Annotated in this window: 14 protein-coding genes; 3 read left to right on the plus strand and 11 right to left on the minus strand. The window is 25.9% G+C overall.

Translation table 11 applies throughout. The features are described 5' to 3' along the window. Nucleotides 1-164 precede the first annotated feature (164 nt). The 5 genes from ACFIJ5_RS16120 to ACFIJ5_RS16140 form a co-directional block, all read right to left on the minus strand. A complete protein-coding gene (locus ACFIJ5_RS16120; RefSeq protein ID WP_379808837.1) occupies nucleotides 165-4,457 on the minus strand; it encodes a glycoside hydrolase family 26 protein in 4,293 nt (1,430 codons plus the stop codon). A 58-nt stretch (nucleotides 4,458-4,515) separates the two neighbouring features. Next, nucleotides 4,516-5,148, minus strand: a complete 633-nt coding sequence (locus tag ACFIJ5_RS16125; protein ID WP_379808839.1) for an epoxyqueuosine reductase QueH — start codon at nucleotides 5,146-5,148, stop codon at nucleotides 4,516-4,518. Next, complete coding sequence (locus ACFIJ5_RS16130; protein ID WP_379808841.1) at nucleotides 5,117-5,398, minus strand: GIY-YIG nuclease family protein; 282 nt, start codon at nucleotides 5,396-5,398, stop codon at nucleotides 5,117-5,119. Before ACFIJ5_RS16130 ends, ACFIJ5_RS16125 begins: the two co-directional genes overlap by 32 nt. Nucleotides 5,399-6,230: 832 nt before the next feature. Then, nucleotides 6,231-6,656 (minus strand): flavodoxin, encoded by a 426-nt coding sequence (locus ACFIJ5_RS16135; protein WP_379808843.1) that lies wholly within the window; start codon nucleotides 6,654-6,656, stop codon nucleotides 6,231-6,233. 64 nt (nucleotides 6,657-6,720) lie between these two features. Then, nucleotides 6,721-7,341 (minus strand): DUF3793 family protein, encoded by a 621-nt coding sequence (locus ACFIJ5_RS16140; protein ID WP_379808845.1) that lies wholly within the window; start codon nucleotides 7,339-7,341, stop codon nucleotides 6,721-6,723. 165 nt (nucleotides 7,342-7,506) lie between these two features. Between ACFIJ5_RS16140 and ACFIJ5_RS18885 the strand changes: the two genes are divergently transcribed. After that, the gene (locus tag ACFIJ5_RS18885) at nucleotides 7,507-7,617 is read left to right on the plus strand and encodes an iron-sulfur cluster assembly accessory protein (protein ID WP_459253864.1); all 111 of its coding nucleotides are present in this window, start codon (nucleotides 7,507-7,509) and stop codon (nucleotides 7,615-7,617) included. A gap of 266 nt (nucleotides 7,618-7,883) precedes the next feature. Here the strand turns inward: ACFIJ5_RS18885 and ACFIJ5_RS16145 are convergent, their stop codons facing one another. From ACFIJ5_RS16145 to ACFIJ5_RS16160, 4 genes are all read right to left on the minus strand, one after another. Further along, a complete protein-coding gene (locus ACFIJ5_RS16145; protein WP_379808847.1) occupies nucleotides 7,884-9,734 on the minus strand; it encodes a hypothetical protein in 1,851 nt (616 codons plus the stop codon). A gap of 78 nt (nucleotides 9,735-9,812) precedes the next feature. Further along, the gene (locus ACFIJ5_RS16150; RefSeq protein WP_379808849.1) at nucleotides 9,813-11,210 is read right to left on the minus strand and encodes a HAMP domain-containing sensor histidine kinase; all 1,398 of its coding nucleotides are present in this window, start codon (nucleotides 11,208-11,210) and stop codon (nucleotides 9,813-9,815) included. A 25-nt stretch (nucleotides 11,211-11,235) separates the two neighbouring features. Continuing rightward, complete coding sequence (locus ACFIJ5_RS16155) at nucleotides 11,236-11,886, minus strand: response regulator transcription factor (protein WP_379808851.1); 651 nt, start codon at nucleotides 11,884-11,886, stop codon at nucleotides 11,236-11,238. 19 nt (nucleotides 11,887-11,905) lie between these two features. Further along, nucleotides 11,906-12,688 carry a YdcF family protein gene (locus ACFIJ5_RS16160; RefSeq protein ID WP_379808853.1) on the minus strand — a complete coding sequence of 261 codons (783 nt, stop codon included), beginning with the start codon at nucleotides 12,686-12,688 and terminating at the stop codon, nucleotides 11,906-11,908. Nucleotides 12,689-12,883: 195 nt separating this feature from the next. Between ACFIJ5_RS16160 and ACFIJ5_RS16165 the strand changes: the two genes are divergently transcribed. Together ACFIJ5_RS16165 and ACFIJ5_RS16170 are read left to right on the plus strand one after the other, a co-directional pair. Beyond that, complete coding sequence (locus ACFIJ5_RS16165) at nucleotides 12,884-13,183, plus strand: hypothetical protein (protein WP_379808855.1); 300 nt, start codon at nucleotides 12,884-12,886, stop codon at nucleotides 13,181-13,183. Then, entirely contained in the window at nucleotides 13,165-14,169 is a 1,005-nt protein-coding gene (locus ACFIJ5_RS16170; RefSeq protein WP_379808857.1) for an MFS transporter, read from the plus strand. Before ACFIJ5_RS16165 ends, ACFIJ5_RS16170 begins: the two co-directional genes overlap by 19 nt. Before the next feature lie 215 nt (nucleotides 14,170-14,384). On the opposite strand, the gene ACFIJ5_RS16175 is transcribed toward ACFIJ5_RS16170, so the two are convergent. Further along, nucleotides 14,385-14,750 carry a hypothetical protein gene (locus ACFIJ5_RS16175; RefSeq protein WP_379808859.1) on the minus strand — a complete coding sequence of 122 codons (366 nt, stop codon included), beginning with the start codon at nucleotides 14,748-14,750 and terminating at the stop codon, nucleotides 14,385-14,387. A gap of 46 nt (nucleotides 14,751-14,796) precedes the next feature. Beyond that, entirely contained in the window at nucleotides 14,797-15,942 is a 1,146-nt protein-coding gene (locus ACFIJ5_RS16180; RefSeq protein ID WP_379808861.1) for an amidohydrolase, read from the minus strand. Nucleotides 15,943-15,949: the final 7 nt, after the last annotated feature.

Genomic DNA, 15,949 nt, shown 5'->3' on the forward strand with positions numbered 1-15,949 from the left:
TCACATATAAGAATTATTTTCGAAAAAATAAAAGCAAAGTCACGTATTGCATAAAAAAATTTTTACTTTGATAAGAAATCATAAAAAAAGTTACTATGATATATTTACTATCACAGTAACTTTTTATTAAAAACTAAATTTTTGCCACTTATTATTTTAAGATTTTATTTTTTGTAATTTACAAACAATGTCTCTTGAAATATTGTTTGCTCGTTTATATCATAGCATTCTATATTTAACTCATTTAGTCCTTCATTTAAAGCTGTACCAATACCAAATTGTCTTCCCCAACTAAATTCACTTATGGATGCTTCTAATCCATTCACTTTAATCTTATTCACTTTTGAACTTTTGATAAATCCTCCAAGCCAATAATAGGCTTTTTCAACTAAAGCAGGATTATTTAAATCTAGCCCTACAGGAGTTGTATATTGCAAAACCTTAATTGTACTCGTCATATAAATATTTTCTTGAAATATTACTTCACCACTAGAATTAAATCCTTGTACTAAAATTTCATTTAATCCTGCATCTAATTTAATTGTATTTCCAAACTGCTTTGTTCCATATGGTGTACTTTCAAGAGGTATATCTATATTATTTATTTTTATATTTGTTATTTTAGGATTATTTATAAATCCACTAAGCCATATACTTTCTTCAGATGTTTGAACACTTTCTTCTTTTGAGTATCCTACATCTTTTGAGTAACTAATACCTTTTAATGGATTATATAAGTAAACTCTTTCTTCAAATATTTTATTTGAAAAGTTTTCATCACTAAATCCTTCAACAACAATATTATTTAATCCACTTTGAAGCTCTACTGCTGCATCAAACTGTCTCCAACTAAATTTTATAGGTACAGGTATATTATTTACTTTTATACCTTTTATTCTAGGATTATTTACTAATCCAGTTATAACTTCATTATATTTTTGTACATGTGGAACAGTACTTTCTGTTTTTCCCACTGAAGTTGAATATTTAATATCTGTTAAATCTTCAGCTGTTGTAACTACATATTCTTTCTTTATTTTAAAGCTATATGGAATACCTTTATGTATATCTTCATAATCTGCAGTAACTACAATTGTATTCTCACCTTTTTGTAGAATAAATTTATGAAAATATTGTCTCCACTCATATTCAAAATCTGTATGTTTTTCTTCATTAAATTTTAGATTTTTAATTCCAGAAGATATCCATCCGCTAAAAGTAACTTCATATCCTTCAGAAGTTGAACTTTTTTGTGTAGGAGTTTTAATATATAAAACATCCGTATTAAATACATAGGCATATTCTTTTGAAATAATTTTTTGTTTATTGATATCACTATATCCTATTACCTCAAATTCATTTAATCCTTTATTTATATTAACATTAATTGAAAAACTACCATCCTTTATTGCAACATCTTGTCCATTTACTGTTATAGCTTTTATTGTATCAAGATTAATCATTCCTGAAAAATCCATACTACTTTTATCTGTTTGAACAGATTTTTGTATAGTATTTCCAACATTTGAATTAAACGCAAAAACAGGAGTATGTATATTATATGTTTTTGTAGTAGTGTATTTATATACCTTTCCGTCTAAAACTTCTTCATATTCTAAAGTAAAATCAACTTTATTATCTCCATTTTTTAAAGATACTGCATAATCAAATTGCTTCCATGACCATTTTAATTGTTGTTCTACTCCATTTATATAAACTTTCTTTACTCTGCCGTCTGGAACCATACCTGTAATTACCATGTTTAATTTATCAACATTTGTTGTTGGATATGTTAAATTACTTATGTGTAGAAGTTCAGGATCTTGCACTACATAAAATTTTTCATTTACCAAAAGATTATTTCCTTCATAATCGCTATATCCCATCATATTTATTTCATTTATTCCAGAGTGAAGAGTTATGCCTTTATCAAATTGTTTCCAAGACCATTTAATGTCTACATCTTGTCCATTTATAGTTAATTTCTTTACATTACTGTTTTTCACAAGTCCCGTTAACATATGTTCTGTTTTACTATTTTTTAATACAGGTATATCATTAGTTTGTTGAGATGCTTCTGTTGAAAATTTAAAACTTGGAGTATGAATTACAAATTTTTTATTTATAATATATTCTACCTTTTGACCATCTACATTATCTTGAAAAATAACTTTTAAACTTATATTATTATCTCCACCAGTTAAAGTAATATGTTTTGAAAAGCTGCCATTTACTAATTCTATATTTTCTCCATTTATATATATAGATTTTACTTTATCACTTTTTGTTATTCCTAAAATATCTTCCTCATATGAACAAATATTTTTTATATCTGCATTATTCATAGAAGTTAAATCTACAAAATTATTTAAATTGTTGAACAAATAAAATTTTTCTTCAATTATTTTATTGTTACAATCAACATCACTATATCCTTCTAAAATTATAGAATTTAATCCATCTAATAAGGCTATATTCTCATCAAACTGTCTCCAACTCCATTTAATATCTGTCTTATTCCCATTAATTTTTAATCCTTTTATATCTGAATCTCGTACTATTCCTGTAATAGTTTTATTACTTACATTTTCTTGAACAGCTTCAGCTATTGTATTACCTACATTTGTACTTATGCCAAAGCTACTATTTTTCTTAACAGTTATAGGAAGATTTATACTACTTCCATTTTCATATTCCACTTGAACCTTTATTACATTATCACCTGTATTCAAATTAAATAAATGATCAAATTGTCTCCATGTACTATATAAAAAATTTTGCTTTATACCATTTAATGAAATTGATTTTATTCTCTTATCTAAAGCTACTCCTGTAAATGTCCATAAAGAGTTATTAGTTGTTACTGTTTTAGGCGGTAAAATAAGATCGCTTTGTGAAACAGTGGGCATCATTGGATACAATACAACTGAAGAATCTTTCATTGCTTGACTAAATGCATCTTCACTACTTTTAGATGAATTTATCCTAAAATCGTATTCTCTATCAATATCACTAAACCAAATAACTAATTTTATGTTTGGATATTTGGTAGGTATTTTTTGAAAAACATCTCTTATAAATTCAGCTTTATCTCCACCATTTTCTGTAGAGCTAAATTCTCCAATCATCATAGGTTTATTTGGAAAATTTCTCAAATATGATTTATACATATCTTCATATAATTCATCAAAATACTTAAACTTTCCCCATTGAGTGTCTCCAAAATTATAAGCTGTAAGACCGATCCAATCTACATAATCATCTCCAGGATAATATACTGATTCTTTATTTAAACTAGTAAGTGGTGAAGAATCTATTGTGGGATTCCACACAAAATAAGCATTGCTGCATCCTACTTGATTAAAATAATCTACTATATACCTGTAAGCTATCTTATATAAATCAGGATCATTATAAATATTACTACTTCCCCAATCAGTCCAATCTGCATTCATTTCATTACCAATTCTTATAAAAACGGGTGCTTGTAAATTTTTTATTCCATTTGCCCATGATGAAAGATAACTATCATAATCACCATTTAGAACTCTCATTATTGATGGGGTAGTAGTACCTTCTTTGTTATCAAAATGGAAAGTCATAACAGGTGCTCTTCCATCATTAATTATCTGTTCAATATAGGATTGATAATTTGATGCTATATCAAAATATAACATTTGAGAACCTAAATGAGTACCTAAACTTGATTCCATATCATATATTTTATTTGAAGGGTATCCATTAAATGTTCCATAAGCAACTTTATTTTTAGGAATGTGAAGTGTATTTTTTTCAAGCTCATATTTTATTTCTGGAGAATATTTAGATGTATCTACATTTTTGTTTAAATCTGTAAGATTTGCCGTTGTAAACTCAATAGATGTAATTAAATTTTTTACTTGGGTTTTCAATACATTAAATTTAGAATTATTTGTTTTTAATTGAACTGTGTAAACTTTATTATTATTTGAAATAAAAAAGTAACTGTAGTAATTTAAATCATTTTCTATACTGTTAATCTTAGCTCTTGTATAATCGTAGTTTGATACAGGTAAACTATTTATTGTTAAATTTTCTTGGTAAAACACTTCATTACTTAATGTTTTAACTGTCTCATTGATGTACTCATTAGAATTACTAAATGCTAAAGTTGCATCGTCGTAAAAAATATCAACCCTAAAATCACTTCCATATAACCTGACAAAATCAGTATCACGATGTTTATCTATACTCCAAGTACTAGGATAGTAAAAGCTATATCCATACCGTGAATTTATGTATTTATTTTTATCTCCATGGTTTTCAATAGAACTAATATTAGGATTTAGAGTTACATCTTTAGCTTCATCTGCCCAAATTGTATCATACGGGACAGGAGTTTGAGCTAAAGCAATTTGCATAGAACTTATAATTGTTATACAAAACATAAATAAAATAATTTTAATTTTTCTGCCCAAAATAACCTCCTCCATATCATAAAAGTCACTTATAAATATTGTCGAAGTTATTTTCTTTTTATTTACTAGAAATTTTTTCATTTCTTTCCATTTTAGAATACACACACCCACAATAATCTTGTCTATATAATCCATACTCACTAGAAAGCTCAATAGAACGTTTATATCCATTTTTCTTTTTAAAATCAGAATTAAGATATTTTACTCCATATTGTTTTCCTACTTGCTCTCCTATTTCATTTAACTTTTGTGCATTTTTATAAGGGCTTATAGAAAGTGTAGTTGTAAAATAATCAAAATTTAATTTCTGAGCAATTTTTGATGCTTCTCTTAATCTTAGTTCATAGCATTTAAAACAACGAATTCCACCTTCTTTTAAATTTTCCATTCCTTTTGCCATATCAAAGAAACTATCTACATCATATTTTCCCTCTATAAAATCTACATCATATTTAGTTTTAAATTTATCAATAAACTGTTGTTGTTCCTTAACTCTTTTTCTGTATTCAACTTCAGGATGAATATTAGGATTATAATAAAATACTGTTATTTTAAAATATTGTGATAAATATTCTAAAACATAACTGCTGCATGGTGCACAACAACTGTGCAATAACAGTGTAGGTACAATTTTTTTTTCTGATATTTTTTTAATTTCATCATCTAATATTTTCTGATAATTTATTTTCATGTATCTCATCGTCCTTTTCCATTAACTTTATTTTATCAATTCTTTTTAACTTTTTTATAGCATACTCCCTTTTCATAGCCTCACTTTTAGTTTCATATTGTTCAAAATACATAAGTTTTACTGGAAGTCTACATCTTGTATACTTTGCACCTTTACCATCATTATGTGTTTTTAATCTTTTTTCTATATTATTAGTGTAACCTGTATAAAAAGTTCCATCACTACATTTTAGTATATATACATAATTCATAAATTTCATCCTTACTTTTCTTTTTCCATTATTTTATTTAATTTTTCACTGCTTTTTGATATTTTTTACATAAAATAATTTCATCAATACTATATCAATTTTACTATATTTTTTCAAATAATTTCATTAAATTTCTAAATTAAACACTTTAAAATATAGATGAAAGTAACCTAGTCACAAAAAATGATAAAAAAAAATTAAGCTTTAATTAAAGCTTAATTAAAATAAAGGGGGAATTTTTATAGATGCTCAAAATTAAGCATTATAAAAATTCTTAACTTAGTAAAAAAATGTTTATTATAAACTAATTACAAAATACAAAATATTTAAAATAGCCCCCATAAATATATGATTCTTTGTAATTAATTAATAAACCCACTTAATAAGTAATTTATTTTCTTATATCTTTAACGTAATATTATGAATGCCCCAAAGTAAATTCTTAGTATTATTTGTGAATATTAAATTACTTATTTAATATTTATTATTTTATCACTCTTTTTAGAAAATTGCAATATGTTTTTTTATTTTTTTCATTTGTTTAACAATGTACAATTGTATTTAAACAAAGGTCACTAATACTACACTATTTTTTAAGTAAAAACATAATTTAAATTAATTTTTAAAACATAAAATTGAATATTTAATGTTACATCATGTCATTTATTTGTATTATAATTACAATTTTCAATATATATGTAAACTTCTATTTTTAATTAAATATTCAACAACATTCATATTAATACATTCATTTTTATTATATGTTAAATACAAAAATAAAGGTTATTACTAAATATACTTTTGTAATAACCTTTATTAACTAACTCTCTCACTATTTTGTTAAATCTTTTCCTAGCTCCTGGCATTGTTCAATTTCATCTTCACCTGGCTCTTCGTTTGCTATTACACCTTCTCCAATAATTTCAGCACCATACTCCTCCATTCTTTCAACCCAATCTCTCATCCATTGTCCATCTCCCCATCCATAGGAACCAAACAATCCTACTTTCTTACCATTTACTTCACCAGATATTGAGTCTATAAAAGGTTCCATTTCCATCTCTTCTAATTGTTCACTGCCCATTGACGGACATCCTAATGCTATAGCATCTGAACTCTTAATATCTTCTATAGTTGCTTCACTAACATTTTTTAATTGTACTTCAACTCCTGTTTCCTTCGCTCCATCTGCTACTGATAATGCCATTTTTTCTGTATTTCCTGTTCCACTCCAATAAATTATAGATATATTTTTCATTTAAAACACCCCTTCTGTTTTTATTTGATATTAATAATTGTTATCAATCAATATTTAAATTTTTTTATGCTGCTGCACATATTTTTTGTAATATTTTATCTACATTTGTTTCATTAACAAACAATCTTATAACTTTATTTTTAACTCTATCATATTCATTAAAAATTTTTTTAGCTTTTTCAGGATTATGATAAACCTTCCAGTATCCACAAAGTATACATTTCTTTCTAGGATACTTTATAAATTCTATAACATCCTTTACTGGGTATCCTAAAAATATTCCTATTTCATGTGGACATCCATTATTGTATCTATCTATTAATAAATTAATCTTTTCATGTAATTCCATACATTTCTCATAACCCATATTCTCTAAAAACTCAGAATTTCTTTTATCTAATAATACACTCTCTAAATTCTTCTTTTTATAAAACATTATTACTACAGAATTTTCTTCAACTTTAATTTCACAAAAATCTAAATTAATTTTTTTTATTATATAACCTTTATGCTTTTTCCATAAATTAAATAGTTCTCTATTATTATTACTAAATGTTATTAAAACTGATGGTTTAATTCCAACCACAACAGGTGATACATTGTGTAATATTATAAACATTAAATATTCTAATCCTTGAAATTTATTTATATTATATAAATAATCGTTTAATACATTTTCACTCATAATGCCCTCCATAATGATAATGATTATCAATATCATGTTTATATTATATAAAATAATCAATCAATATGCAACACAAAATCAAATTTTCCCTTGAATATTTTTAAATTTTATATTATTATTGCTTAATAGTTATAAAAAATATTTAGTATAATGAGGAGGAATAAAATGTCAGCTGTAAAGATGAGTGAATTAGCTTATACACAATTTAAAAGCTTTTTAGATCAAAATAATGTTTCCCAAGATACTGTTAGAATATTTTTAGCAGGTATGGGCTGAAGTGGTCCTCAATTTAATATTGCTCTGGATGAGCAAAAAATTGGTGACATTACAGAAAAAATTGGTGATCTTCAATTTTTAGTAGATGGAGAACTTTTCAAACAATTTAAAGGCTTTGAAATTAAATGTCCAGAAGAAAATGGAATAGATGGTTTTACAATAGAACCAAATGAAAAATCTGAAGGTGGATGTAGTAGTTGCGGAGGCAGCTGCCACTAAAAAAAAGTCCTTAAGCTATATAATATAGCTTAAGGACTTATATATATTTATATTAAAAGGGCATTTAACTCAATTGGTTTCCAATCTTCTTCATTTCCCTTGTGTAATATCATCTCATATATTTTTTCTTCATTATTTTCTTTAATTTTTAAATAAACCTTACAATGTGTTGCATATTCAGCTTTTGATGCTAAACAGTTTTCTCTCATATTCCAAAACTGTATCTGCCCTAAAATTATTTTTTTACCTTTTAAACTTCCTTTAAACAGCAATCCTTTTTGTAACTGCTGTATGTATTTATTGCATAATTTCTTTACTTTCACATATTCTTCACTTTCAGTAAATGTGCTTACTCCTGTTATGTACCACTTGTTATCCTTTTGTGAATTTATAAGTTCTACTTCTACATCTATTTTTATACTAGTGCTATTACCATTTTTTATATCTCCTCTTAAGTTTAATACTGCTTTTTTAATACCATTTTTATTGTATTTTTTATAGTTTGCAGCCCATAATGTTACATAAAATTCCTGTGATAGTCCTATAAAATTTTTTGTGCTTTTTTCTTTATACATTTTTTTTATATCAAATAATGCAGATTGTACTGGATCATTACTATCTATAAAATATGGCTTAACCATTTCAACATTTAAATCCTGAGAAGATATATATTTTGGTATAATATTTACTGCTTCTCTTATTGTTTCAAAAATTTTAGTTTCATCTAAATCAACTTTTTTATTATTTTTTTCTTTCTTACTAACAATATTATTTTCAAAATCTATTAATTCATTATCTTTTCCAAAAACTCTAGCTTTCTTACCATCTGGTAAAAGAACAAACTCTCCTCCTGATACTTCTACTTGCTTTATTCTTTTTCCATTACTATTAACTACATTCATTAAAAAATTATTTTTGGATACATCTGTATTTTGTATTGTGTAAACTATTTTTCCATCATATATAAATTTAGCATTATATATATACTTTCTATCTATCAATATACTTTTTTCAGGATTATTAATATCCTCTATATAATAAAGTCCAAATCCATTTTGTCCAGATAAAGTAGTAGATTTTATATACGAATCTCTATATTTGCCTTTATGAAATTTTGTAATCTGCTTACCGTTTTTATCCAATATCAATGTATAAACTTGTTCTGAAGCTGGTTTATCTATTTCATTAACTGTAGCATAATAATATTCATTATCTATTTTCCCTTTATAATATCTATGTTCTTTTGCATTATAAGCTTCAACCTTTTCATTAGAATCTATATAATAAATGGAATTATTTACTAAGTTAGGGTGTTCTGTGTATAATCTTTTTCCATCTGGAGACCATCCAAAATATGTTACAAAATCATTTTTAACCTCATTTTCAAACATGAATTTACTATCTTCTATATTATATATAGTTAATTTGTTTCCTCCACAAAACGCCACAATATTTCCATTTTTATTCCACTTTACCTCTGTAATAGGTGGAATTTTTTCTTTTATAATAATATTATCACCTGTCTTTACTTCATACTTATTTAAAGAAAATCTTTGTTGTTCTACCCCAATTATCATTTGTTTATTATCATTCTCGTTATACTCCATATTAGGTGATAAATAAAAAATATATTTTTTATCAGGTGATTGAGTTAAAGGAATTTTATTATTAGTTTCTTTAAACTTAACAGAATAAAACTTATTTATACCTTTCGTATCTATTTGTCCATCTATCTCTGTTATATCCCGTTGTTTTTTATGTTGATTTACCACATATACTTTATTATCTTTGATTTCTTTTTTATAACATTCATATACAATACCTAAAATTAATAATATAGTTGCACAAAACATCAACACATAACAAATATATTTTTTTTGAAAGGAACTCTGTTTCATGAGTTTTCCTCCTTTTTATTTAATATACCATTTATATTTGTTCAACTTTTATATTAGTTGTAAAAAAGTTGTAAATTTTCAAAATATTATTTTAATAATAGTTCCTTCATTTATCTTACTTTGTATTTTCAACTGTGCATTATGTTTTTTTACAATTTCACTGCATAAAGCAAGTCCAAGTCCTACCCCACCTTCTTTTCTTGAACGTGATTTATCTATTCTATAAAAAGGCTCTAATATTTTATTTATCTCTTCTTCTTCCATACCTTTTCCTTCATCTTGAACATATATATTTTTTGACTTTTCATTTTTTCCCATACCTAACTTAATTATACTTCCCTCTTTAGAAGCTTTTATTGAATTATCTATAAGATTTATAAGAACTCCTTTTATCATATCTTTATCTAAATTGATTTCTACATCTTCTCCAATAATCTCTATTTGAATTTCCTTTTCTTCAGCCTTAATTTTCATTATCTCTTGAACTTCTTTCAATATAGGGAAAACATTATGGGTAGATATTTGAAGAGGATCTTCTCTGGTCAAAATCATTTTCATTAACATATTTATCAATTTAAGCATTCTTTTTCCTTCAGAATATATATATTTAAGTCCTTTATGAAAAGTCTGTTCATCATATTTTATTTTCATCAAAACTTCAGCATATCCTATTATGGATGTTAAAGGAGTCCTAAGCTCATGCGTTATATTATCTACAAGTCTTTGTTTTGTATCACTTTGATGTTTAAGTTCCGTTATTTTATTTTCAATTTCATCAGCCATTTTATTAAATTGTCTTGCTAATACTCCAATTTCATCATTACTATGTATATTTACTCTATTTTTGTAATCTCCTTGGGATATATTCTGTGCAGCACAATTTAAATTCTCCACAGGTTTCATAATTATTTTACTTATAATACCTGTTATAATACCTATAAAAATAAGACCTATCAATCCTACTTCTGTAAAAAATTTATATTCTTGTTTTCTTTGAATATCTATTTGAGAAATATCTTTAATGTAACAAAGTATTAATTTTTTATTTTCTATTTTCATTTCTTGATTTACAAATAAAAAGTGACTTTCATCATTTTTTCTCAATATATAATTTCTTTTTCCTTTTAAACTAGACTGTATTTCATCTTCTCTATTGTATTGAAAATTTGACTTGTGTGGTGCTAATAAATTTCCATCATCATCATAAATTTCAATATAACTTTTATCATCTTTAAACATTTCTACTATTCTTTGACTATACCGTCCTATATTTATTTTATCTTCAGACTGCTTTTGATTTACTATTAAATATAAAATAGTATTACTATAAATATTATTTTGCTCCTTAAGACTTCTTTTAATTTCCTTATGTAAAGTTGTTCGATAGTTATTTTCTGTAATAATAACACCTACAACTATAAGCGTAGAAATATACATTACAATACAAAGCAAAAAAATCTTCCACCTAAATTTCACATCAATCCCCCTTGCTTTAATTTACCTAATCTTCAAGTCTATAACCTATTTTATAAACAGTTCTTATTTTATCAGTACCCAGCTTATTCCTAAGTCTTTGTATATGCATATCTACAGTTCTAGTATTTCCTTCATACTCATAATCCCATATTATTTCTAACATCTTTTCTCTAGACAAAGCAATTCCCTTATTATCTACAAGTAAATTCAAAAGTTCATACTCTTTTAATGTTAAGTCTATTTCTTTTTCATTTTTAAAGACTTTTCTCTTCTTTTCATCTATCTCAATATCATCAAACTTTTTTATATTATCTTGTTTCTTACTTCTTCTAAGCAATGCATTTATTCTTGCAATTAACTCCATACTTTCAAAGGGTTTTGTAATATAATCATCTGCCCCTAAATTCAATCCTTTAACTTTATCTTTCAAACTATCTTTTGCAGTAAGAAGTATGACAGGAATATTTTTTTCTAAAATATAAGGTAAAAGTTTATACCCGTCTATCTTTGGAAGCATTAAATCTAATATTATTAAATCTACATACTCTTTTTTTATTTTACTTAATCCTTTTTCACCATCATCTGCCTCTATAGTTTGAAAACCTACCATTGAAAGATTTAATTTTATTAGTTCACGAATAGGTTCTTCATCTTCTATAATTAAAATTTTTTCCACAAAACATTCCCCCATTATCTTATCTATCAAATATATAAGATTTTACTACTGCCAAACACTCCCTAACATAAAAATTTGGTACAAGAAGCGGGTGTATTCTTGCTGGAATACCTTCTAATGTTAATCCTACTCTTTTTCCCAACATTTTTGCCCTAAATACGTGGAAGTTACTTGTTACTACACATATTTTTAAATTTTTAATATCTTTATCACTATCTTCTTCTACCTTTTTCTTTGAGAAAACCAAATTTTCATGTGTATTAGTAGACTTATCTTCTTTTATAATTCTATTTTCATCAATTTCATGATTAACTAAAAATTCTTTCATTGCTTCTGCTTCTGAAATAAGTTCATTTGGTCCCTGTCCCCCTGAAACTATTATTTTAGTATTAGGATGCTCCTTTATATACTCTAAACTTTTCTCCATTCTTTGATATAAAGTAAGAGACATAGTTCTACCTTGTACTCCAGCTCCTAATACAATTAAATATTCACTATCCTTTTTATATGTTTTGTTTCCATAATATAATATAGGAGTTTCTATGATAATAAAAAATATTAATCCTATAATTATAAGTATTTTAAGCATTTTGCCTCCAATTTTTAATTTACTATTAATATTATATATTTGTTTACCTTTTCCTTTTATAACCCCTAATATTATTAAAAATATACCAAGTACAATCCAAAATTCTGAAAAACTAATTTTAACACCAAAACTCATTAACGCAGAAAAATATCCGAAACTTATTATTCCTAATAATATTAACATTATTGAAATTAATTTATGTACTTTATTCATTTTAAAACACCCTTTCTAAATAATAGATTCACATATCTCTATATATAATATCACTAATTTTTATACAACCGGAATTGAAATTGTAAAAGAGTTGTAACAAGATTTTTACTTTACTATTGAATTTAACTTATTTGAGTAGTAGAATATTTAGAGAATTCGAATTATTTTGTAACATAATGGAAAGGTTGTTATCTTATGAATTTCAATTTAATAAAGAAAAAGCTTTTTTCTAAAAAAATTTTAAGCAATGAAAATAAATCTATCCCTGAAAGCAATATGAAATTTTATATTGTAAATGGAATGCTTTTTACAATAATGACTTGCCTTTATAAATCTTTTGCTGATAAATTTATAACTAGATTGGGAGGAACATCTCTGCATATTTCCCTATATAATGCACTTCCAGGTCTTATGGGAGCTTTTTGTATGCTTCCTGGCATTATTATAATGAGTAAAGCATCAAACAAAAAAAGACTATGTCTACATTTTTTTTGATAAGTAGATGTATTATCTTTTCTTTTGCTTTTGTACCATTTTTCCCTAAACAATATAGACCTATGCTTTTTGTCATACTCTTTGCTTTTATGAGTGTTCCTGAAGCACTTTCTGTTATGTCACTCCAAAGTTTTTCTGGAGATATATTTTCAGATAAGAAACGCTCTACTGCTATTGCTATGAGGAATAAATTTTCTACACTATTTAATGTTATAACTTGCCTTATATTAGGCTGGACATTTAAATCACTAGTAAAAAATAATAGTCAAGCTGTATTTTTATATCAAATATGCTTCACTGTAGCTTTTTTAATTGGATTAATAGAAATTCATACTTTTATGAAATTAAAAGAAATTACAACTATACAAGTTGATAAAATGTCTTTTAAAGCTATATCTAATATATTTAAAAATAAAAAATTTAAAACTTTTTTATTTTGCTCTCTAATATTTCATTTTGGATGGCAAATGGGTTGGCCCTTATTCAGTATATATAAAATTAAGTATTTAAATGCAGATGAGATGTGGCTTACAATTTTGAATGTTTCTTCTAACATAGTAATGTTCTTTAGTTACAATTATTGGAATAAGCTAATAAAACGAAGAGGAAATACTTTTGTAATTGCATTTGCTACCTTTGGAATGTCTGTAACACCTCTATTATATGCTGTATCATTTAATTTATATGTACTAACTTTGACAGGAATAATGACAGGTTTTTTTACTTCTGGAACAACTACAGTAATTCTAAGCGCATTACTAGAAGTTTGTCCTGAAAAAAACAGAATGTTTTATATAGGCCTACATGCAACCTTTACTAATTTAACACTTTCCATAGCTCCTATGGTAGGTCATACAGTACTAGAATATACTTCTATATATGCAGCATTAGGAGTATCTGCTGCTTTTAGATTTATAGGAAGTTTTGCTTTTTTCATAAGAAATAAAAATATGTCTAAAACACAATCTACTAATATTACTACTTAAACCCTTTTAAAAATAATGTTATCCATCACTATCTTATAGGATATAGTAACTTTCATATAATTTTAGTTAAAATTTAACATTAAAGATAATCTAATAAAAAATAAAAATGGTATAACCTAATAATAAAAGAAGGCTATCGAACTATAAAAATTACTTTCTAGCTCGATAGCCATTTTTTATTTGTTAGCACTAAGTCATTTAGTATATTTAATTATTTAATCACATTCATCTATAACTTTATAGTCTACATCTTTAATATATTTTAAATTTCTTACTTCTCCATTTTCTCCGATTTCTATTATATTTTCCTTAACTACATTATCTCCTATTTTCTTTGCTGCTTTTCCACCTATATCTACGGCTTTATCAACAATGTTTCCTGTAACATTAGTTACTACTTTAGTAGTATCCCCTAATACCTTTCCTGCTTTTTTTGTCACCTTTCTTGTTGTACATGCAGCTTTAGGCTTATTAGCAACTTCAGCTACAGCTCCAAGAACTTCACCAGTAAGTTTTATTTTATATTCTAAAACTGTACCAACTACTCTTCCTGTGCCTTTTATTATTTTCCCTATTTTCATAAATCTCACTCCACAAAAATGTGTTTTTTCCAGTATCCACTATTCTTTATCTTTCAAAAACTACTTTACCATCTATAAACACATAATTAGTTTTTGCTTGTACATCTAATGGATGTTTATCAAAAATAACTATATCTGCATCTTTGCCTACTTCTAAAGATCCTACTCTATTATCTATACCTAATATTTCTGCTGGATTTATAGTAATAGCTCTAAGAGCTGTATCTTCATCTAATCCTTCCTTTACTGAAAGTGCAGCGCAAAGTGGAAGATAATGTACAGGGATTACTGGATGATCTGTCATTATTGCAAATTTTACTCCTGCGTCGTTAAGTACTCTTGGTGTTTCAAAAGTTTTATTCTTTACTTCTATTTTAGTTTTAAATGTTAATGTTGGTCCTATTATAGCAGAATAGTTTTCTTTAGCTAATTCATCTGCTATTAAATGGCCTTCTGAACAATGGTCTAATGTTAAATTCACATCAAATTCTTTAGCAATTCTAATAGCTGTAAATATATCATCTGCTCTATGTGCATGAGCTTTCAATGGAATTTCTTTTTTTAATACTGGAATTAAAGCTTCCATTTTCATATCAAAGTTAGGTTTATCATCACTATTTTCTTTTTTATATAAATATTCTTTAGCTTTCATAAGAGTTTCTCTAAGTATAGCAGCTGTAGCCATTCTTGTTGATGGTGATTGCTTTTTAGCATTATAGCATCTTTTTGGATTCTCTCCAAAGGCACACTTCATAGCAGCATTTTGCTTTATGATCATATTATCAATTCTTTTTCCTTTGGTTTTAATTGCTGCAAAAGTTCCTCCTATTACATTAGCACTACCTGGTCCAGTACAAACACATGTTATACCATGTTCATATGCTTCTGTAAGAGCGTTATCCATTGGATTTATTGCATCCATAGCTCTTAATTGAGGTGTAACTGGATCTGTAATTTCATTTTCATCACGGCCTTCAAAACCCATTCCTTCTTCTACCATACCTAGATGACAGTGTGCATCAATAAATCCTGGAGTTACATACCCTCCCTTTGCATCTATTATTTCACAATTTTCAGGTTTTTGTATGTTTACTCCTATTTCCTTTATCTTATTATTTTCTATAAGTATATCTCCCTCTTTTATTATTTTTCCTGTCATAGTAAGTAATATACCATTTTTTATTAATTTCATTTTCATT

Source organism: Haloimpatiens myeolchijeotgali, from assembly GCF_042688525.2.
In the GTDB taxonomy this organism is placed as follows: Bacteria; Bacillota; Clostridia; order Clostridiales; family Clostridiaceae; genus Haloimpatiens.

Bases quoted from the DNA above. Each gene is read 5' to 3' on its own strand.
- ACFIJ5_RS16125 (WP_379808839.1), bottom strand. From the start codon at position 5,148: ATGAAAATAAATTATCAGAAAATATTAGATGATGAAATTAAAAAAATA.
- ACFIJ5_RS16130 (WP_379808841.1), bottom strand. From the start codon at position 5,398: ATGAATTATGTATATATACTAAAATGTAGTGATGGAACTTTTTATACA.
- ACFIJ5_RS16135 (WP_379808843.1), bottom strand. From the start codon at position 6,656: ATGAAAAATATATCTATAATTTATTGGAGTGGAACAGGAAATACAGAA.
- ACFIJ5_RS16140 (WP_379808845.1), bottom strand. From the start codon at position 7,341: ATGAGTGAAAATGTATTAAACGATTATTTATATAATATAAATAAATTT.
- ACFIJ5_RS18885 (WP_459253864.1), top strand. From the start codon at position 7,507: ATGTCAGCTGTAAAGATGAGTGAATTAGCTTATACACAATTTAAAAGC.
- ACFIJ5_RS16145 (WP_379808847.1), bottom strand. From the start codon at position 9,734: ATGAAACAGAGTTCCTTTCAAAAAAAATATATTTGTTATGTGTTGATG.
- ACFIJ5_RS16160 (WP_379808853.1), bottom strand. From the start codon at position 12,688: ATGAATAAAGTACATAAATTAATTTCAATAATGTTAATATTATTAGGA.
- ACFIJ5_RS16165 (WP_379808855.1), top strand. From the start codon at position 12,884: ATGAATTTCAATTTAATAAAGAAAAAGCTTTTTTCTAAAAAAATTTTA.
- ACFIJ5_RS16170 (WP_379808857.1), top strand. From the start codon at position 13,165: ATGTCTACATTTTTTTTGATAAGTAGATGTATTATCTTTTCTTTTGCT.
- ACFIJ5_RS16175 (WP_379808859.1), bottom strand. From the start codon at position 14,750: ATGAAAATAGGGAAAATAATAAAAGGCACAGGAAGAGTAGTTGGTACA.
- ACFIJ5_RS16180 (WP_379808861.1), bottom strand. From the start codon at position 15,942: ATGAAATTAATAAAAAATGGTATATTACTTACTATGACAGGAAAAATA.